This window comes from Pantoea sp. RIT-PI-b, assembly GCF_001187905.1.
Lineage (GTDB): Bacteria > Pseudomonadota > Gammaproteobacteria > Enterobacterales > Enterobacteriaceae > Pantoea > Pantoea nemavictus.
Genome location: NZ_LGIS01000012.1, coordinates 461,985 through 481,839, shown reverse-complemented (window position 1 = coordinate 481,839; position 19,855 = coordinate 461,985). Strand labels below are relative to the sequence as shown.

The window sequence follows — 19,855 nt, the reverse complement described above, 5'->3', positions numbered from 1 at the left end:
TTACTCTCCGGCAAGCGGTTTAACGGCGGGCAACGGCTTTTTTGCGGCACGATGCTGCGCACTCAGATGGCGCTCTAACAGCCCGTACAGCTGGACGATAATAAAGTTGAGAATCAGGTAGATGGCCGCCGCGCAGATAAAGACTTCCATGGTGCGATAGGTGCGTTGAATGATCTGCTGCGCCACACCGGTTACGTCCCAAACGGTCACCAGACTGGCTAACGCGGTGGATTTCACCAGCAGGATCGCTTCGGTGGAGTACGCCGGCAGCGCATAGCGCAACATGATCGGCGCAATAATGCGGCGCAGCAGCAGCCAGCGCGACATGCCGCAGGCTAGCCCGGCTTCCACTTGTCCGGCGGGCACGGCCAGCAATGCGCCGCGCAGAATCTCGGCGGTATAGGCCGCGGTGCACAGCGACAGCGCCAGCACCGCACAGATGAACGGCTCGCGCAGGAACGGCCAGACGAAGCTGTGGCGGATCACGCCAAACTGGCCAAGGCCGTAATAGATGAGAAATAGCTGGATCATCAGCGGCGAACCGCGAAACACCAGAATATAGCCGCGCGCAAAGCCGCTTAGCACGCGCCAGCGGCTCATACGCAGTGACAAAATACCGATCGCCAGAATGCCGCCGCAGAGAAAGGCGCTGATAAACAGGCCCAGCGTCACCGGCAGCGCGGCGCTCAGCTTGAGAAAGGTGTCAGAGAGAAAGGCGAAATCGATCATGCTGCTGCTCCTTAATGCTGTGCCGCAGTGCGACTTTGCCACGCACGACCGAGGCGCGACTCTGCCCGGCGAAACGCATGATTAGACAGCAGCGTCAGCACCAGATAACAGGCAGCGCCGACCAGATAGAAGGTGAAGTAATCGCGCGTGGATCCAGCGGCGACCTGGCTGGCACGCATCAGCTCGACGATGCCGGTGACCGACACCAGCGCCGAGTCTTTCAGGCTCATCTGCCACACATTCGACATGCCCGGCAGCGCATAGCGCACCACCTGCGGCAACAGAATGCGTTGCGCGATACGCCAACGCGGCATGCCTATCGCCACTGCCGCTTCGACTTCGCCTTTGGCCAGCGCCAGACGCGCCGCGCGATACACTTCCCCTTGATACGAACCCGAGATGAGCCCGATAGCCAGCGCACCAATCAGGAACGGCGGCGCTTCGATAAAACCATCGGCGCCAAACATCTGCCCGACCAGCGTAATCAGGCCGGATCCACCAAAATAGAACAGGTAGATCACCAGCAGTTCCGGGATGCCGCGGAACACCACCGAATAGCCTTCACCTAACCAGCGCAGCCAGCGCTGAGGTGATAACTTGGCCGCCGCCACACCGGAACCGACCACCGCACCAATCATCAGCGCCACCAGCGACAGCAGCAGCGTGGTACAGGCGGCGCTCAGGATCAGGCGGCCCCAGCCATCAGCACCAAAACTCAGCAGGCTCATCATCTTTCACCTCACTTACGGGGTTACGTCAGTTTTAAACCACTTCTCACTGAGCTTTTTCACCGTGCCATCGGCCAGCGCGGCATGAATCGCCTCATCCAGCTTGGCTTTCAAATCGTTATCCGCCATGCGCACGCCCATCGCTTCGCCCTCGCCCCAGATCGGGCCGCCGAGCTGCGGGCCGCTGAAGACCAGGTTGTTGTTCTCTTTACGCGCCAGCATCGATTGCGCAAAGGTCACATCATCGAATACCGCATCGATACGACCCGATTGCAGATCAAGCATCGCATCCGCCGACGAGGTGTATTCGCGTACGTCGGCATCACCTTTGAAGTACTTATCGATAAACGGCGTGTAGACGGTGCCAGAGGCAATGCCGATGGTTTTGCCCTTTAGCGCCGCTTTCAGCGGGGCAATCGCTGCGTTGATCTCTTTTTCATCGTCATGCAGCTTGATGATGTTGTGATCGGCCGGCAGCAGCGGGCTGTCTTTGGTGGTGATAAAGGTGGCGGGCGTTGAAGCATAAGGCGCGGTGAAGTTGACCACTTTTTTGCGATCTGGCGTGATGACAATCGCATCCATGATCACGTCATATTTACCGGCATTCAGGCCAGCGATCATGCCGTCCCAGTTCTGCACCACCAGCTTGCACTGAATGCCCATGCGCTTGCACAGATCTTCCATCAGTTCAGGTTCAAAGCCGCCTAACTTGCCGCCCGGCAGCGTCAGGTTCCAGGGTTCATAGCTGCCTTCAGTAGCGATAGTGATCGATTTCCACTCTTTCGCCTGTACAGCAACACCGCTGATCATCAGGCTGGCAAACAGGGTCGTGAGGCAAAAACGGCGAATCGGGGCGCGGTACGTCATGCGGCTTCTCCTGGTTATTTATCAAGTTTCTCGGTCTCTGCGGGTGATATTTTTGCAGATGACCTTTCATGTATATACAAGTTAGCGTGCGGCAGATCATTGTCGGCATAAGCTTTTTGTGAGCCAGCCAGTATAAAAAATCATAATCGCTGCGTGGTGTTTACTTGTACATACAACCTAGCAAGCGCTATGCCAAAATGGCAAAGCCGCAGAATCAGGGGGATTGTCACGCAGCGCGATCAATGCTGCACCGTATGGGGGCAGGATGTGCATGGTGGTGGTGCAGAGTAATGAATCGTAGCGGCGCAATTTATTGCGCCATTTTCTGGATGGGCATAATGCCGCCATTAATACGCGCGATAAATCGCGCCGCTACGGTTTGTGCGGAGGGTTAAACGGGTTTACCCGCTTCAATAAACGCCTGCAGCAGCGGTTTTAGCACCTTCTGTAGCTGCCCGGCGCGGTCCTGTTGCCAGGCAAACGGCGGCGTCTCATCCATATAATTAAGCTGCGCCAACTCCAGCTGCACCGCCTGCACGCCCTGCTCCGGCTGGCCGTAGGCGCGCGTAATATAGCCACCTTTGAAGCGTCCGTTGGCGATCCAGCTGTAATCGTTTTGTGCCGTACAAACCTGTTTGATCGCTTCAATCACCGGTGTTGAACAGCTGGCGCCATCATTGGTGCCGATGTTGAGATCCGGCAAACGCCCGTCAAACAGGCGCGGAATGACGGAGGCGATCGAGTGTGCATCAAACAGCAGCGCGTAACCGTGCTGCGCCTTCAGGCGCGCCAGCTCCTGCTGCAGCTGCTGGTGATACGGCTGCCAGATGGTGTCCAGATAGCCCTGACGCACCTCAGCACTCGGCGTTTTACCTGCGACAAAGGTTGGGCTGCCGTCGAATAACGTTTCCGGATATAAACCGGTGGTCGCCGTGGTGTAGAGCGGTTGATTGTCCGCCGGACGATTGAGGTCAATCACAAAGCGCGAATAGTGGCCAATTAGCACGCTGGCACCCAAATCGCGGACAAAATCGTACAGCAGCGGCAGATGCCAATCGGTGTCCGGCAGGCCGCACGCCGCGTCGCTCAATCCGGCCTCGACTTCTGGCGTTAATTGGGTGCCCGCATGCGGAATGCTAACCAGCAACGGAATCTTGCCGGCGGTGAAATGAAAAGAGGTCATTGCGCTTCTCCACGATAGATAACCTGGCACGGCAATTCGCCGCCCAGCCAGTAAACCAGCTCTGCCGGACGTGCCAGCGGCCAGTGAACAAAATTCGCCACCTTGCCCGCTTCCAGCGAACCGTGTGATTGCGATAAGCCCAGCGCTTTAGCGCCCCACAGCGTCACGCCAGCCAGCGCCTCTTCCGGCGTCAGACCAAACAGCGTGCAGCCCATATTCAGCATCAGGCGTAGCGATAGCGCCGGTGAGGTGCCCGGATTGGCATCGCTGGCCAGCGCCATCGGCACGCCGTGTTGCCGGAACAGTGCGACCGGCGGACGCTGGGTTTCGCGCAGCAGATAAAACGCGCCCGGCAATAGCACCGCCACGGTGCCGTGCTGTGCCATCGCTTTGGCATCCTCTTCAGTCGCATATTCCAGATGATCGGCGGAGAGCGCACCGTAACGCGCCGCCAGCGCCGCGCCGCCCAGCGCGGAAAGCTGCTCGGCATGCAGTTTCACCGGCAAATCTAAGGCTTTTGCGGCATCGAATACCGCGCTGACCTGCTGCGGTGAAAAGGCTAAATGTTCGCAGAATGCATCCACCGCATCCGCCAAACCGTCTGCTTTTACCTGCGGTAACAGGCGTTGGCAGATGATATCGATCCAGCCTTGCGGGTTGTCTTTAAACTCCGGCGGAAAACCGTGCGCGGCTAAACAGGTGGCCTGTACATCGGCGGGCACCGTTTCCGCCAGCTCGCGGATGGCACGCAGCATCGTGAGCTCGCTGGCTTCATCGAGGCCGTAACCGGATTTAATCTCTACCGTGGTCACGCCTTCCGCCAGCAGACGATCCAGCCGCCACCGCGCGCTTGCCACCAGCTCTTGCTGAGTTGCAGCTCGCGTGGCGCGAACCGTGGAGAGAATGCCGCCGCCCTGCGCCGCAATCTCCGCATAGCTGACGCCATTCAAACGCTGCTCAAACTCCTGGCTGCGATCGCCGCCAAACACCAGATGCGTGTGGCAATCCACTAAACCAGGCGTAATGATGCCGCCGGAAAATTCGTGCTGTTTACGCGGTGCGAAAGCCGGACAATCGCTGCGCGGCCCCACCCAAATCAGTTTTCCCTGATCGACCGCTAGCGCGCCGTCGGCAATCAGATTGTAGTGTCCGTCACGCATCGTAACGATGTCGGCCCCCAGCCACAGGCTGTCGATCTGCTTCGCTTCTGCCATCCCACTCCCCTTCACGTTCGGCGATTTACACTGCGCATCAAAGTATGTATATGTATATGTATATACAACTTTCCGCCATGCAGGATCAACCATGACAACGTATTTTGCCCCACGCGCATTGCTGGCCGACGGCTGGCATGAGCACGTGCTGATCACCACCAACGCAGCCGGCCAAATCACTGAACTCACGCCTGATAGCGAACCCGGTACGGCCACGCGCCTTGCTGGATCGGTTATCCCGGCGATTGCCAATCTGCATTCGCACGCCTTTCAGCGCGCGATGGCTGGGTTGGCCGAAGTGGCGGGCGATCCGCAGGACAGCTTCTGGACATGGCGCGATCTGATGTACCGCATGGTGCAGCGGCTATCGCCGCAGCAGGTTGGCGATATCGCCACGCATCTCTACATCGACATGCTAAAAGGCGGTTACAGCCAGGTGGCGGAATTCCACTATCTACACCACGATCCGCATGGGCAGCCGTATGCCGATGATGCAATGCTGCTGCATTTAATGGCAGCGGCAGACACGGCAGGCATCGGCCAAACTTTGCTGCCGGTGCTGTATAGCTACAGCGGCTTTGGTGCGCAGCCGGCCAGCGACGGTCAGCGCCGTTTCATCCAGCAAACTGAAGCTTACCTGCAACAGCAGCAGCGCGTGGCGAGCTGGAGCGCGGATAAACCGCTGCTTAATCATGGCATCTGTTTCCATTCGCTGCGCGCGGTGAGTGAAGCGCAAATGCATGAGGTGTTAACCGCCTGCCCGCAGGATGTGCCGGTGCACATTCACGTTGCCGAGCAGGAAAAAGAGGTGAATGACAGCCTGACGTGGAGCGGCGAACGTCCGGTGGCCTGGCTGCTCAACCGCTTTAATGTCGATCAGCGCTGGTGTTTGATTCACGCTACCCATCTGGATGACGATGAGATTCAGCGCATGGCGGCAAGCGGCGCGGTGGCCGGTTTATGTCCAACCACTGAAGCCAACCTCGGCGACGGCATTTTTCCGGCGGTTGAGTACATTGCACGCGGCGGCCGCTGGGGCATTGGTTCCGACAGCCATGTTTCGCTCAGCGCGCTGGAGGAGCTGCGCTGGCTGGAGTACGGCCAGCGACTACGCGATCGCCGTCGCAACCGCATCACATTGCCGAATCAACCGTCGGTGGGCGATCTGCTGTGGCAGCAAGCCGCGCAGGGCGGCGCGCAGGCGTGCGGTTTAGCAGCGGGCGAACTGGCGATGGGCAAACGTGCCGATTGGTTGGTGCTGGCAGAAGATGCATTTCTCGGCAGCGTGAGCAGCGCTTCGCTGCTGAATCGCTGGCTGTTTGGCGGGCAGCGCGAGCAGATTCGCGACGTATTTGTGGCCGGTAAACAGGTGATTCATCATGGCCATCATCCGGCCGAAGAAGTAGCAGCGGCGCGCTTTGCCGAGGCGATGAGGGCGCTGCAATGAGAACGCGTTTTGCCTATGAGCAACTGCCGGTGAGCCGCTGGCGTAACGGCGGCGGCGAGACGCGCGAAATCATCAGCTATCCGCCAGGCGAAGTGCAGTTTGCCTGGCGTGCCAGCATCGCTACCATTTCCGCCGACGGGCCGTTTTCGCCCTTCCCCGGCATCGACCGCGTGATTACCCTGCTACACGGCGACAGCGTTGTGCTGGAGAGTGAGCACGCGCAACAGCGCTTAACGCCGCTGCAGCCGTGGGCATTTCCAGGTGAATGGGCAGTTGAGGCCAAAATTAGCGGCAGCTGTCAGGACTTTAATATCATGACGCGGCGCGATAGCTGGCATTCAGAGGTGGCGATCGCAAAACAAACGGTTAGCAGTGAACACGGCGTGGCGTGGGTGGTGGCGGGAACATGGCAGACCGCTTCTGGAGAGATGCTGGCGGTGAATCAAGGGATCTGGTGGCTGGATGAAAACACCCGGCTGGCACCCCAAACGCCGAATGCCCAACTGCTGTTCGTGGCGCTTAGCCGGGTAGAGTGAGAGCCGCATTCCCCTCATCCCAACCTTCTCCCGCCAGCGGGAGAAGGAGCCGATCGAGCGATGAACGAGTAGATTCAGCGATGAACACCTCGATTCAGCTCAATCATCCCAAACCGCACCGGCTAGTCCCCTCTCCCGCCCGCGGGAGAGGGCTAGGGTGAGGGGAAGCAACGCTTAACCATGCCCTCGAAAACGCCCCAGCAACTTATAACGCGAGCCCGGATAGAGCAAACGCGCGTAAGTCACAATCTTATTGTCGCTCCACGTCTGACGACGAATCAGCAGGCACGGCTCATGTTCATCCAGCGCCAGATGCTTACGCTGGCGCAGATCCGGCAGCACCGCTTCAACAATATGCTCACCGGCGGTCAACGGCGCCACGCGCATTAAATAGGTGTACGGCGTCAGCTGATGATAATCCTGACTGAGATAATCCGGCGCCACCAGCGGATTGACCAGACGATCTTCCAGCTGCACCGGCAAGTCGTTTTCGTAATGCACAATCAGCGAGTGAAACAGCGTTTGGCCGGTGGATAAGCCCAACACCGCTGCCTGCTCGGGGTCGGCCTTCATCTGGCCAATCGATAAAATTTTGCAGCTGTGCTGATGACCACGCTGAGCGATCTCATCGGCAATATTGTGCACTTCCAGCATTGCCGTGTAGCCCTTCATCTCCGCGACAAAGGTGCCTACACCCTGCATGCGCACCAGAAAACCCTCGCTGGTCAGCTCACGCAACGCGCGGTTGATGGTCATGCGGCTCACGCCCAACTCGTTCACCAACTCACTTTCAGATGGCACCCGCTGGTTGGCTTTCCAGTGACCTTCGCGGATCTGGCTGACGATCGCCTGCTTCACCCGCTGGTAAATTGGCGCGGGCTCATCGCCCATCGCCGCAGCCAGCTGTGCTACTGCTGTTTGCTCGGCCATTTCCTGTTCCTTTTATGAATAATGCCCAAAGTTTACTGTCTCAGCCCGTAAATGTATATACATCTAATTGTGCAGACAGCTCAGCATTGGTGCAGCTTTCGCCCTGTTTCGGTGCACCCTTGACGCCGTAGCGTCTGCTACAGCGCACTGCGCGGTATTTCACAGAACCAGAACAATCTGGCATAGCGCTTGCTACTTGTATAGACAAGATTAGACACTTATGCTTCACTCATCGCATTCCACGGTAAATCGGACAGCCTCATCGCAAAATATTGGCGTCCGACATATGCCAGATCACTTGTATAGACAGGAGTAGACTATGTCAGGTTCGGTTCAGGAAATTCGCCTCGTTCCCGGTGAAGTGGACCTCGCGACCTTGCGCACCATCTATCAAAGCAAGGTTACGCTCACGTTGGCGGATGACGCGCGTGCGGCGATCGATCGTGCCCATGAAACCGTTGATGCCATCGTCGCATCCGGCAACGTGGTGTACGGCATCAATACCGGTTTTGGCAAGCTGGCGCAGACGCAGATTCCCTCGGCGCGGTTGGCCGAACTGCAACGCAATCTGGTGCTGTCGCACAGCGTGGGGTTGGGCGATCTGCTGCCCGACAATGTCGCGCGTTTGGTGGTGGCCACCAAAATTATTAGCCTGGCACGCGGTCATTCCGGCGTGCGCATCGAACTGATCGAAGCCCTACTGGCGCTGTTCAACGCCGGTGTGATGCCGTGTATTCCGGAGAAAGGATCGGTCGGCGCATCCGGCGATCTGGCACCGCTGGCGCACATGTCGCTGATGCTGCTCGGCGAAGGCCAGGTGCGCGTGGATGGCCAACTGATCCCCGCCACCGAAGGGTTGGCGCGCGTTGGCTTACCGCCAATCGTGCTGGGGCCAAAAGAGGGCCTGGCGCTGTTGAATGGCACCCAGGTCTCAACTGCGCTGGCGCTGCGCGGCCTGTTCGAAGCGGAAAATCTGTTCGCCGCTGGCTTGATGGCCGGTGCGTTATCGCTGGAAGCGATCAAAGGTTCAGTAAAACCTTATGATGCGCGTATTCACGAGGCGCGCGGTCAGGTGGGACAGATCAACGTCGCCGCCGCCGTCTCCTCTTTATTAGCCGGTAGCGAAATTCTCAGCTCGCACACCCACTGTGGCCGCGTGCAGGATCCCTACTCGATTCGCTGCGTACCACAGGTGATGGGCGCCTGCCTTGATAACCTGACGCACGCCGCGCGCGTGTTGCAGATTGAAGCTAACGCGGCTTCCGATAACCCGCTGGTGTTCAGCGACAGCGGCGATGTCATCTCCGGCGGCAACTTCCACGCCGAGCCGGTCGCCTTTGCCGCCGATATTCTGGCGCTGGCGATTGCCGAAATCGGTGCCATTTCCGAGCGTCGTCTGGCGCTGCTGCTGGATACCGGTCTTTCTGGCCTACCACCGTTCCTCGTCAACGACGGCGGTGTTAACTCCGGCTTTATGATTGCGCAGGTGACGGCAGCGGCGCTGGCTTCCGAGAATAAATCGCTGGCGCACCCGGGCAGCGTTGACAGCCTGCCGACCTCGGCCAACCAGGAAGATCACGTCTCAATGGCCACTTACGCCGCCCGTCGCCTCGGCAGCATGTGCTTTAACACCGCCGCCGTGGTAGGCATTGAAGCGATGGCCGCTGCGCAAGGTATCGATTTCCACCGCCCGCTGCAGAGCTCGCCAACGCTAGAGCAAGAGATGCGCCGCATCCGCGCGAACGTGGCCTTCCTCGATCACGACCGTTTACTGGCGCCGGATATTGAATCCATGCGCCTGTGGGCCAGCGATTCAGCCTGGCCAGAATCCCTTACCGCGCTGCTGCCAAGTCAGCGTAAGACTGTTAATTAAGGAATCGATGATGAGCGAAACTTTGACTCAGGCTGTAGCCCGTGAAATCCGTGCGCCGCGCGGTAATGAATTGCACTGCGCCAACTGGTTGATTGAAGCGGCCTACCGCATGATCCAGAACAACCTCGATCCTGACGTGGCGGAGCGCCCGGAAGATCTGGTGGTGTACGGCGGCATCGGTAAAGCCGCACGCAACTGGGAGTGCTTCGAGCAGATCCTGCGTTCGCTGCGTGCGTTACAGCCGGAAGAGACGCTGCTGATCCAGTCTGGCAAACCGGTGGGCGTGTTCCGTACCCATGCCGATGCGCCGCGCGTGCTGCTGGCCAACTCCAACCTGGTACCGCATTGGGCGACGTGGGATCACTTCCACGAGCTGGATAAAAAAGGCCTGATGATGTACGGCCAGATGACGGCCGGATCGTGGATCTACATCGGTGCGCAGGGCATCGTGCAGGGAACGTTTGAGACCTTCGCCGAAGCCGGTCGCCAGCATTACGACAGCGATCTGAGCGGTCGCTGGATCCTCACCGCCGGTTTGGGCGGCATGGGCGGCGCACAACCGCTGGCGGGCGTACTGGCCGGTGCCAGCGTGTTAGCCATTGAGTGCCAGGAGTCGCGTATCGATTTCCGTATCCGCACCCGCTATGTCGACCATAAAGCCTACACGCTCGACGACGCGCTGAAACTGATCGATCAGGCGAATAAAGAGAAGCGCGCTATTTCTGTTGGCCTGCTGGGCAACGCCGCTGAAATTGTGCCAGAGCTGGTAAAACGTGCCAAAGCAGGCGGCATGAAGCCGGATATCGTCACCGATCAGACCTCGGCGCACGATCCGATCAACGGCTATCTGCCGGTGGGTTGGGATGTGGCGCGCTGGGAAGCTGAGCGCGTCAGCAATCCGAAGGCGGTGGAGAAAGCCGCGCGTGCCTCCATGGCGGTACATGTGCAGGCGATGCTCGATTTCCATCATATGGGCGTGCCAACCGTGGATTACGGTAACAATATCCGTCAGGTGGCGCTGGATGAAGGCGTGAAGAATGCCTTCGATTTCCCCGGCTTTGTGCCCGCCTATATTCGTCCGCTGTTCTGTGAAGGTAAAGGCCCGTTCCGCTGGGTAGCGTTGTCGGGCGATGCCGAAGATATCTACAAGACCGATGCCAAACTGAAAGAGCTGTTCCCGGATCACCACAATCTGCATCGCTGGCTGGATATGGCGCAGGAGCGTATTGCCTTCCAGGGCTTACCGGCGCGTATCTGCTGGCTGGGCCTCGGCGAGCGTCACAAAGCGGCGCTGGCGTTCAACGAAATGGTGCGTAACGGTGAGCTGAAAGCGCCCATCGTGATTGGTCGCGATCACCTGGATTGCGGTTCCGTGGCTTCACCGAACCGTGAAACCGAAGCGATGAAAGATGGTTCAGATGCGGTTTCAGACTGGCCGCTGCTGAATGCCTTGCTGAACACTGCGGGCGGCGCGACCTGGGTGAGCCTGCATCATGGCGGCGGCGTCGGCATGGGCTTCTCACAGCACTCCGGCGTGGTGATTGTCTGTGACGGCAGCAAAGAGGCGGATGCGCGTTTGGGCCGCGTGCTGTGGAACGATCCGGCCACTGGCGTAATGCGTCACGCGGATGCCGGCTACGAGCAGGCACAAGCCTGTGCACATGAGCACGGCCTGAACCTGCCAATGCAGAAGTAATCCAGGTACGCATGAATGCGCACCCTACAAAAATGCGCACTATCGTTGTAGGGTCGCCATTCATGGCGTAATGCCGATCAGTTAAGCGCTGAGCGACTTTCGTTCGCCATCGGCTGAGGCAGTTTCATCTACGCTGTGCGGCGACCGAGAAGAGGGCGTCTGGCCACGCCCTCTTCGCTCCCGGGCCTTGCGCCAGCCCATCCCGCCGCTTCGCGGTGCCTTCGCTCCTTCACGATTCCTGACGGACCGGCGGCGATTCGCTCCTGCTCAGCGCCGCCTCTCGCCGCATCCCTGCGGCTCGCCCTGGAATCCCTCACTCGCTCAGCGGGCTGGGATGTCGCCTCAACACCCGCGCTGCAGCAGCAATGCCTATTACTGAATCATCATCGCTGTCACGCCTGTAGGGGCGCCATTCATGGCGACCAGGTAGCCCAGAACCTTCAGCCTGCAAAATTTCAAAGCAGATACGGTAATGACAGGCGACGGTGTTGGGCGCTATCCGCAGCGCCGAGCGCAGAGTGACGGCCAGGATGAGCCGACAGGACGTCGGCGAAAGCGCGGCATGAGCCAGGGATGGCGAATCCGCGCGGTCCGTCAGGCCGGAGTGATAAGCGAGGGAACAGCGAGGACGGCGCAGGCGCGGATTGCTAAGGTCCGCGCCTTCGAACCTTAGCCCGGCCGCCGGCTTCACACATTCTGAAACTGCCATAGGCTTAGCGGGCGGAACCCCTGCGATGCCAGTACGCTGCTTAACTGACGAGCATTACGCCATTCATGGCGACCTGTTTCTTTAAACCTGTTTATTCCATTCCGCTATACCCTATAGCCAAATTCTTACGCTCCACGATAGACGCCGCCATGCGCTTGCCACTACAGTAAATACATTATTTTGCAGCCACTGCTGCTGATGGAGAGCCTTACCTTATGAGCCTGCCTGCTGTCCTGCTGGAAAACGCCCTGCACTGGCGTCGTCAGTTACATCAACATCCTGAGCTGGGTTACCAGGAGCAGCAAACCAGCGAGCTGGTCGCTAACGTTCTGGCTGATGCCGGATTACAGGTGTTTCGTGGCCTGGCGGGCACTGGCGTCATTGGCACATTAGAAAACGGTCCCGGTCCGATTATTGGCCTGCGTGCCGATATGGACGCGTTGCCGATTACCGAAAAAGGCACTCCGCAGTGGAAGTCACAGAAAACCGGCGTCATGCACGCCTGCGGTCACGATGGCCACACCGCCATTCTGCTGGCCGCAGCCTGTCAGCTCGCCGCCACGCGTAACTTCAGCGGCACACTCCACTTTATCTTCCAGCCCGCTGAGGAGAACCTCGGTGGCGCACGCAAGATGGTGGATGAGGGTCTGTTCCAGCGCTTCCCGATGGATGCGGTTTACGCCATGCACAACTGGCCGGGGATGCCTGTAGGAACGCTGGCGGTGAATCCAGACGCGATGATGGCGTCACTCGATTCGTTTGAAATTACCCTGCACGGTAAAAGCTGTCATGCGGCGATGCCGGAAAGCGGTGCCGATCCGATGGTTGTGGCGGCGGAACTGATTCTGGCGCTGCAAACCATTCCATCGCGTCGCCTGTCGCCGCTGGCCTCCGCCGTGGTGAGCGTGACACAGATTCACGGCGGCGAAGCGATTAACGTCATTCCTGAGCAGATCGTGTTGCGCGGCACAGTGCGATGTTTGCAGACCGACGTACGTAATCGCGTGCGCGGTCTGATTGAGGATTTTGTCACTACCTTGCCGCGCCCGTTTGGCGTTAGCGGCGAGATTCACTGGTATCCCGGTTATCCGGTCACCGCCAACCATGCCGAGCAGGCAGAACAGGTGCGCGCGGTCGGTGTCGATCTGCTCGGTGAAGCGCAGGTCAACTGGCAGGTTAACCCTTCCATGGCATCCGAAGATTTTGCCTGCATGCTGGAAGCCTGTCCCGGCGCCTATTTCTGGTTAGGTGCCGATGGCGCGACACCTTCCGCACCGCTGCATAACGCCAACTACGACTTTAACGATGAGCTGCTGCCAATCGGCATTACCTTCTGGCAGCAGTTAGTGGAGAGCGTGCTGGCGAAAGCCTGATCGCGGTCGCCATGCATGGCGGATGTTTGCTCGTACCGTAGCGGCGCAATTTATTGCGCATTATCTGGATGGGCACATTACCGCCATTGAAAAGCGCGATTAATCGCGCCGCTACAGATTGTGCATGCTACAAGTAAGGCGCTTAATTCAATGGCTTTATTCTTTAAATCTCTGCCAATTGCAAACGCGCTTCCGCATCCGCCAGGTTGGCCGATTCACCGGTCGCCACCAAACAGCATGCCAGCTGCAATCGCAGCGCCTGCGGCACCGCGCGTTCACCGGCTAACACCTGCTTGATCCACGCGGCGGTATCCGCTGCGCTTTTGCTTTCCGGCAGTTCCACGCTCACTTCCGGCTGGCGCTCAACCCACACTTCCGCTTCGCTACCCGCGCCGCGCATGTAATTGATAGCCGGACAGCGCTGCGGATTGGCGTACACCTCACCTTCCGTGCCATTCAACAGAATCGCCGGAGCATCAATATCCTGGAAGAATTTGCCCACGCGCGGCACATATTCCGGATGCGACACGCTGGCCAGGCGCAGTGCCGCACGCTCAGCAAACGGCGTGGCCAGCTTCGCCAGCGTATGCGCGCTATTGCGCACGCCCATGCGCCAGCGCAGCGACAGCTGTTTCGCCATCGGCGCACAGAGGTGGTCGATGGTGATAAACGCCAGCTCGCCGTTATCCAGCTTCGCCTGCGCCTGTTCAGCAGACGTTACCGGCGCGATGTCCAGCGCCGCCAGCACCGCTTCGGAGGTGATGCGCGTCGGATCATCGCTAACGCCGTGCAGCAGCACCGGGAAGCCGAGTTTCACCAGCAGCAGCGCCAGCAGCGGCGTCAGGTTGCCCTGGCGTCGTGCGCCGTTGTAGCTGGGGATAACAATCGGCATCGGGCGGTTAGCAGGTGCCTGCAGCTGCATCATCTGCTGCTGCATGGCGTGATAAAAACCACGCATCTCCTCTTCGCCTTCGCCTTTGATACGCAACGCAATCAGGATGCCACCCAGCTCCAGCTCCGGCACTTCACCCGCCAGCATCGCGCGGTACAACGCCTGCGCGGTGTCGAAATCGATATCGCGCGCGTGATTTTTACCGCGCCCAATCTCTTTAATGATTTTGTTCAGTTCCATCAGGCATTCCCGCTTCCAGGGCGCGCCGCCATGCGGCTGCCAACATTGATAATTAGGTTTTCTTACTGCGGCGTTTTTTTGCTTTTTCACCGCTGGCTTCCGGCATCGGCGGTTGCTCAATCGGGAACACCGGTAATGCGGCCAGCAGTCGGCTGCCGTAGGCTTTGTTGAGCAGGCGGCGATCGTAAATCACGATTTCGCCAAAGCAGCTGTGGCTGCGAATCAAACGTCCTACCTGCTGAATCAGAGTAAATGAGGCGCTCGGCAAGCTCTGCACCTCGAAAGGATAACGTTTCAGGCTCTTCAGCCATTCGCCCTCGGTCAAAATTACCGGACTGTCCACCGGCGGAAAAGCGATTTTATGGATATGTACCTGCGACAGCAGATCGCCCTTCAAATCCAGCCCTTCGGCGAACGATTGCAGCCCAACTAAAATACTGGTTTTGCCGGCTTCGACGCGTTCCCGATGCAGCGCCACCAGCCGCGAACGCGGTTGATCGCCCTGCACCAGCATCGACAGGCGCAGATCGGTAACGTGGCTGACAAACTGCTGCATCGCGCGCCCGCTGGCGAACAGCACCAGCACGCCTTTGTGCTGCTCTTCGGCAATCTGCTGGCGGAAAAAGCGCGCCATCTCAGCGATGTGTTCCGCTTCCTGCGCCATCAGCGGCTCAAACTGCATCTGCGGGATAACCAGTTTGCCCTGTTCGATATGGTTAAACGGCGAATCCAGCGCCACAAAACGATCGCCCGCTTTTTCGCTCAGGCCAGACATCTCCTGCAATCGGTTAAAGCTGTTCAGCGATCGCAGCGTCGCGGAAGTCACCACCACATGCGGAATTTTGCGCCACAGGATTTTTTCCAGCTGATCGCTAACGCGAATGCCCGCGCAGTGGAACAGCAGATGCGCCTGCCCTTCACGAATTTCACGCGTAATCCATTTCGATACCGGTGCATTCGAGGCTTTCTCCATCGCCGCCAGCCGCCACAGTTTGCTGATCGATTCGAACCAGCCGAAATGGCGATTGAGCTGAATGATGGCTTTATGCAGCCGCATAATGTCGGCTTTCCCGGTTTGATCGCCGAGCTCGTTGAGCAATCCTTCACTCAAGCCGCGCAGCGCATCGCTGAGCTTAAACAGCCGCGCGCAGAGGCTGATCAACTCTTCTGGCAGTTCGCCCAGCACAAAGCGGAATTCGCCCGGTTGATTGTTGCTCGGCAGCAGCGGATTGAGGGCGTCGCAGAGAATTTGCAGCAGCTCGCGCATTTCATCGCAGTGACCTTTGAGGCGTTCCGGATTGGTGAGCGGCGGCGGCGATTTTGGCCGAAACTGCGCCATGATGGTCTCTACCAGCCGCACGAACAGATCGAGCTGCAAACTGCTCCAGCCCGGCGTGATTTCCGCACTCATCTCCAGCGCATCGCGTGCCACTTCTGGCAAATGATGACCTTCATCCAGCACCAGCATCAGGTTTTTTGCCGGCGGCAGCACCGATTCATTCTCCATCGCCGCCATCACCAACGCATGGTTCGCCACCACCACATCCGCCTGCTCAATTTCGCGGCGCGCAACAAAGAACGGGCATTCGCGATACCAGCGACAGTGATGGCCAAGGCAGTTGGCTTTGTCGGTTGAGAGGCGCTTCCACAGGCTATCGTCGATGGTGACATCGGTGTGATCGCGCAAACCATCCCAGCGGTAGCTGCTGAGTTGTTTCTCCAGTTTGGCGCAGAATTTCTGCTCCTCTTTGGAACCGCTCACCGCCTCTTCATCGAGATAGAGCAATAAATCGCCCTGCTGATCCTCGGTAGCCGCCAGCGCCGCAAGGTTACGCGGGCAGACATAGCGTCCTCGGCCAAAGGCCGCAGTAAAGGTGAGATCGGGGATAATTTTCTTCAGCAGCGGCAGATCCTTCGTGAAGATCTGATCCTGCAACGCCACATTGGCGGTGCTGATCACCAGCCGTTTTTCCTCGGCGCGGCTCACCGCAATGCCGGGAATCAGATAAGAGAGGGTTTTTCCTACGCCGGTTGGCGCTTCAATCGCCAGATGGCGCCCTTCGTCACCGGCCAGACTTTTCGCCACTTCGGCAATCATCTGGCGCTGCGGCGCGCGCGGGATAAAGTCAGGAACCTGCTGCTGCAGCGCCTTATACCATTGCGCAATCTGGCTTTTTATCGCTGCTGTCAGGGCCATATTCATTACTGTTTGCTGAATTGGCCTGTATTTTTACACAGTATTGGCGCAGCGTCAGCTTTCGCTGCTATTTTTTCGCGCTGGATTCAGAATTTCACGCATCGCGCGGATCAGCGTTTCACGCGCGCGCCCGCGGCGAAAAGCAAAGGAGAAGGGTGCGCGGAAGTGGAAATGGTGCGGCAGCAGGCGGCACAGCGCGCCCTGCTGTTCTCCGCTGCGCGCGTAGTGTTCGGGCAGATAACCGATAAAACGGCCGGAGAGAATCAGCGTCAGCTGCGCTTCAATACTCTCCACCGACGCGTTACTCTGGCGGAAACCGCGCTTGTTCAGCTCCTGTTGATTCCAGTAACGTCGCGTCACCATGCCGGTTTGCTGCACGGTACGCACATCTGGATGGCCCTCAGCCAACGGATGTTCCGGGCTGCAATAGAGCCAGTGCTGCTCCTCATACAGCGGGATGGTCACCAGATTGCTGGCACGCAGCGGAAAGTGGCCAATCGCCAAATCGAGCCGATCCTCCAGCAATTGCTGCTGCAGCTCATTGGGATCGCGTACGCTCAGGTTAAAAAACACCGCCGGAAAGCGCTGGTTGAAGCGGGCAATGGCGGCGGGCAGATCCAGCGTGCTGTCGGTGACGGTGGCATCCACCACGCCCAGCGAGAACGTCCCACCCTGCGCGCTTTTCAGCGTTTCCACCTGCTCCTGCCAGCCCGCCAGCGTCGCCAGCATCTCCTGGCTGTAGCGATAAAACTGCTCGCCTTTGCTGGTGAGCGTAAAGCCGCCGCGCCCGCGCTGACACAGAATAAAACCGAGCTGACTTTCCAGCTCGCTCATGTAGGCGCTGATGGCGGGCGTGGTCATGTTCAGCGCCTGCTGCGCGCGTGAATAGCCCTGATTTTCCACCACGCTGGCAAACACCTGCAGCAGTTTAAGGTTGGGAAGCGTCTGCACCGATTTTCCTTCAGTGATTACTGACTAAAGTTAAGTAATCTCTGAAGTGATTATCTGCTGTCAAGGATTTTTCCCGTCAGCCAACCGGGTAATGATGGGCTTCACTTAGCCGCAGGAGCCCATGATGACCGATTATCCTCAGCCGCAAGGCGGTAATGAAATGCCTCGTTTCGCCGGACGCGGCACCATGATGCGTCTGCCCGCCGCGGAATCCCCGGCCGATTTAGATGTGGCTTTTGTCGGCATCCCGCTGGATATCGGCACCTCGCAGCGCAGCGGCACACGCTACGGGCCGCGCGCCATTCGCGCCGATTCGGTGATGATTCGCCCGTATAACATGGCCACCGGCGCGGCGCCGTTTGATTCGCTGCGCGTTGGCGATCTCGGTGATGTGCCGATCAACACCTACAGCCTGCTGAAATCGGTCGATATCATTGAAAGCTATTATACCGAGCTGAATAACTGGCCGATTATCCCCTTAACGCTCGGTGGCGATCACACGCTGACGCTGCCAATTTTGCGCGCGCTGGCGAAGAAGCATGGGCCGATGGGCCTGATTCATATCGATGCGCATACCGATACCAACGATGAGATGTTTGGCGAGAAGATCGCGCACGGCACCACCTTCCGCCGCGCGGTGGAAGAAGGCCTGCTTGATTGTCAGCGCGTGGTGCAGATTGGCCAACGTGCGCAGGGTTACGCCGCCGATGATTTTCAATGGGGCGTCGATCAGGGCTTTCATCTGGTGCCTGCCGAGCAGTGCTGGTATCGCTCGATGACGCCGCTGATGGCCGAGGTGCGCGCGCGTATCGGCGACGGCCCGGTGTATCTCTCTTACGACATCGACAGCTTCGATCCCGCCTGGGCGCCCGGTACCGGTACGCCGGAAGTGGGCGGTTTGACCTCGATGCAGGGGCTGGAGATCGTGCGCGGCTGCCGTGGGCTGAACCTGGTGGGCGGCGATCTGGTGGAAGTGTCGCCGCCGTATGACATCAGCGGCATGACCTCACAGCTGGCGGCCAATATCCTTTATGAGATGCTGTGCGTGTTGCCCGGCGTCCGTTACACAGAGAACAAGTGATGACACAACAGAATCTGGTGTTCCCGGCACGCGTGCTACGCGGTGCTGGGGTGATCAATCAACTGGGCGCGATTTGTGCCGGACTCGGCCAGCGTGCGCTGCTCATTGGTGGCCATCAGGCGTTGCAGGCCGTGGAAAGCCAGGTGCGTGCGCAGCTGCTGGCCGCTAACGTCACGCTGCTGGCACAAGAGTGGTTTGGCGGCGAAACGTCGATCACGCACATCAATCGTCTGGCCGCCATCGCCAGCGAGTTGCACGCCGAGGTGCTGATTGGCGTGGGTGGCGGTAAATCGCTGGATACGGTGAAAGCGGTCGGCGCGCAGCTCGGCTTGCCGGTGGTGACGCTGCCGACCATCGCCGCCACCTGTTCGGCGGTGACGCCGCTGAGTATTCGCTATGACGACAACGGCAATTTCTTCGATATCTTCCCGCTGCCGCAGGCTCCGGCGGCGGTGATTATTGATAGTGAGCTGCTGGCCAACGCGCCCGCGCGCTGGCTGGCGGCTGGCTTGGGCGATACGCTGGCCAAGTGGTACGAGTTCCGCGCAGTCAGCGCCCGTCATCCCGCGCGCGAAGGCAATGCGCGTTCTTCGCTGGCGCATAGCCGGATCTGTTATGACGTGATTGCCGAACACGGCCCGGCAGCCTATGCCGCGGTGCTGCGCGGTGAGAGTAGCGCGTCGCTCGATCAGGTGCTCGATGCGATTTTTACCTGGGCCGGATTGACCTCGCTGATGAGCAACGGCGCGCATGCTGCGGCTTCACATGCGATTTATGAAGGCTTTACCTTCTGCGATAAAACCCGCGAATTTGGCCACGGCTTGCTGGTCGGCTTCGGCAACCTGTGCTTGCTGGCGCTGGAGAACCGCACGGATGAGGAAGTGCTGGATGAGATGCGCCTGGCGCGCGACTGCGGCGTACCGCTGACGCTGCGCGAAATTGCCGATTTAGCGGCGAGTGAGCTGGCGCTGATTGTGCGTGAATCGGTGCACGCGCCGGATATGGCGAATATGGCCGAAGCGGTGACAGAAGCGCGTTTACTGGCGGCGATTGAGCGGATTGAGGGGTTGGCGGGCAGGGTTTAGTTTATGGTTTGAATGTGCTCGCTGTGGTTTGAATGTGCTCGCTGTCCCCCTCCTCGGTCCTCCCCCATTTATGGGGGAGGAAGATGCTGCCATATGTTCGTTCTGAAGCTGCATGTGGCAGCGT

The 19,855-nt window shown here is 59.0% G+C and carries 16 protein-coding genes; 7 read left to right on the top strand and 9 right to left on the bottom strand.

The window, feature by feature from the left end; translation table 11 throughout:
* From AC790_RS03985 to hutI, 5 genes are all read right to left on the bottom strand, one after another.
* The gene (locus AC790_RS03985; RefSeq protein WP_007887768.1) at positions 1-729 is read right to left on the bottom strand and encodes an ABC transporter permease; all 729 of its coding nucleotides are present in this window, start codon (positions 727-729) and stop codon (positions 1-3) included.
* A gap of 11 nt (positions 730-740) precedes the next feature.
* Complete coding sequence (locus AC790_RS03980) at positions 741-1,460, bottom strand: ABC transporter permease (RefSeq protein WP_036620519.1); 720 nt, start codon at positions 1,458-1,460, stop codon at positions 741-743.
* A gap of 12 nt (positions 1,461-1,472) precedes the next feature.
* Positions 1,473-2,324, bottom strand: coding sequence for a transporter substrate-binding domain-containing protein (locus AC790_RS03975; protein WP_007887773.1), 852 nt, complete (start codon positions 2,322-2,324; stop codon positions 1,473-1,475).
* 391 nt (positions 2,325-2,715) lie between these two features.
* Positions 2,716-3,507, bottom strand: a complete 792-nt coding sequence (gene hutG / locus AC790_RS03970; RefSeq protein WP_049850970.1) for an N-formylglutamate deformylase — start codon at positions 3,505-3,507, stop codon at positions 2,716-2,718.
* Complete coding sequence (gene hutI / locus AC790_RS03965; RefSeq protein ID WP_049850969.1) at positions 3,504-4,721, bottom strand: imidazolonepropionase; 1,218 nt, start codon at positions 4,719-4,721, stop codon at positions 3,504-3,506. Before hutI ends, hutG begins: the two co-directional genes overlap by 4 nt.
* Before the next feature lie 91 nt (positions 4,722-4,812).
* Here hutI and AC790_RS03960 point away from each other — a divergent pair, with 91 nt between their 5' ends.
* Complete coding sequence (locus AC790_RS03960; protein WP_049850968.1) at positions 4,813-6,168, top strand: formimidoylglutamate deiminase; 1,356 nt, start codon at positions 4,813-4,815, stop codon at positions 6,166-6,168.
* Positions 6,165-6,704, top strand: a complete 540-nt coding sequence (locus tag AC790_RS03955; protein ID WP_049850967.1) for a HutD family protein — start codon at positions 6,165-6,167, stop codon at positions 6,702-6,704. The genes AC790_RS03960 and AC790_RS03955 overlap by 4 nt, the downstream gene beginning before the upstream one ends.
* Before the next feature lie 174 nt (positions 6,705-6,878).
* Here the strand turns inward: AC790_RS03955 and hutC are convergent, their stop codons facing one another.
* The gene (gene hutC, locus AC790_RS03950) at positions 6,879-7,634 is read right to left on the bottom strand and encodes a histidine utilization repressor (RefSeq protein ID WP_007887779.1); all 756 of its coding nucleotides are present in this window, start codon (positions 7,632-7,634) and stop codon (positions 6,879-6,881) included.
* A gap of 319 nt (positions 7,635-7,953) precedes the next feature.
* Between hutC and hutH the strand changes: the two genes are divergently transcribed.
* From hutH to AC790_RS03930, 3 genes are all read left to right on the top strand, one after another.
* Positions 7,954-9,507: a histidine ammonia-lyase gene (hutH, locus tag AC790_RS03945; protein WP_049850966.1), complete on the top strand. Its 1,554-nt coding sequence runs from the start codon at positions 7,954-7,956 to the stop codon at positions 9,505-9,507.
* 10 nt (positions 9,508-9,517) lie between these two features.
* A complete protein-coding gene (gene hutU, locus AC790_RS03940) occupies positions 9,518-11,203 on the top strand; it encodes a urocanate hydratase (protein WP_049850965.1) in 1,686 nt (561 codons plus the stop codon).
* A gap of 924 nt (positions 11,204-12,127) precedes the next feature.
* Positions 12,128-13,285 carry a M20 aminoacylase family protein gene (locus tag AC790_RS03930; protein WP_049850963.1) on the top strand — a complete coding sequence of 386 codons (1,158 nt, stop codon included), beginning with the start codon at positions 12,128-12,130 and terminating at the stop codon, positions 13,283-13,285.
* 163 nt (positions 13,286-13,448) lie between these two features.
* Here the strand turns inward: AC790_RS03930 and ybiB are convergent, their stop codons facing one another.
* From ybiB to AC790_RS03915, 3 genes are read right to left on the bottom strand one after another with little or no spacing between them, the layout of a single operon-like run.
* On the bottom strand, positions 13,449-14,417 hold the full coding sequence (gene ybiB, locus AC790_RS03925) for a DNA-binding protein YbiB (protein WP_049850962.1): 969 nt from the start codon (positions 14,415-14,417) through the stop codon (positions 13,449-13,451).
* 52 nt (positions 14,418-14,469) lie between these two features.
* Positions 14,470-16,614, bottom strand: coding sequence for an ATP-dependent DNA helicase DinG (gene dinG, locus AC790_RS03920; RefSeq protein ID WP_049851212.1), 2,145 nt, complete (start codon positions 16,612-16,614; stop codon positions 14,470-14,472).
* Between the two features lie 54 nt (positions 16,615-16,668).
* Positions 16,669-17,565, bottom strand: coding sequence for a LysR family transcriptional regulator (locus tag AC790_RS03915; protein ID WP_007887790.1), 897 nt, complete (start codon positions 17,563-17,565; stop codon positions 16,669-16,671).
* A gap of 124 nt (positions 17,566-17,689) precedes the next feature.
* On the opposite strand from AC790_RS03915, the gene speB reads away from it, so the two are divergent.
* Both speB and AC790_RS03905 read left to right on the top strand, forming a co-directional pair.
* On the top strand, positions 17,690-18,646 hold the full coding sequence (gene speB / locus AC790_RS03910; RefSeq protein ID WP_049850961.1) for an agmatinase: 957 nt from the start codon (positions 17,690-17,692) through the stop codon (positions 18,644-18,646).
* Positions 18,646-19,731: an iron-containing alcohol dehydrogenase family protein gene (locus AC790_RS03905; protein WP_049850960.1), complete on the top strand. Its 1,086-nt coding sequence runs from the start codon at positions 18,646-18,648 to the stop codon at positions 19,729-19,731. Before speB ends, AC790_RS03905 begins: the two co-directional genes overlap by 1 nt.
* Positions 19,732-19,855: the final 124 nt, after the last annotated feature.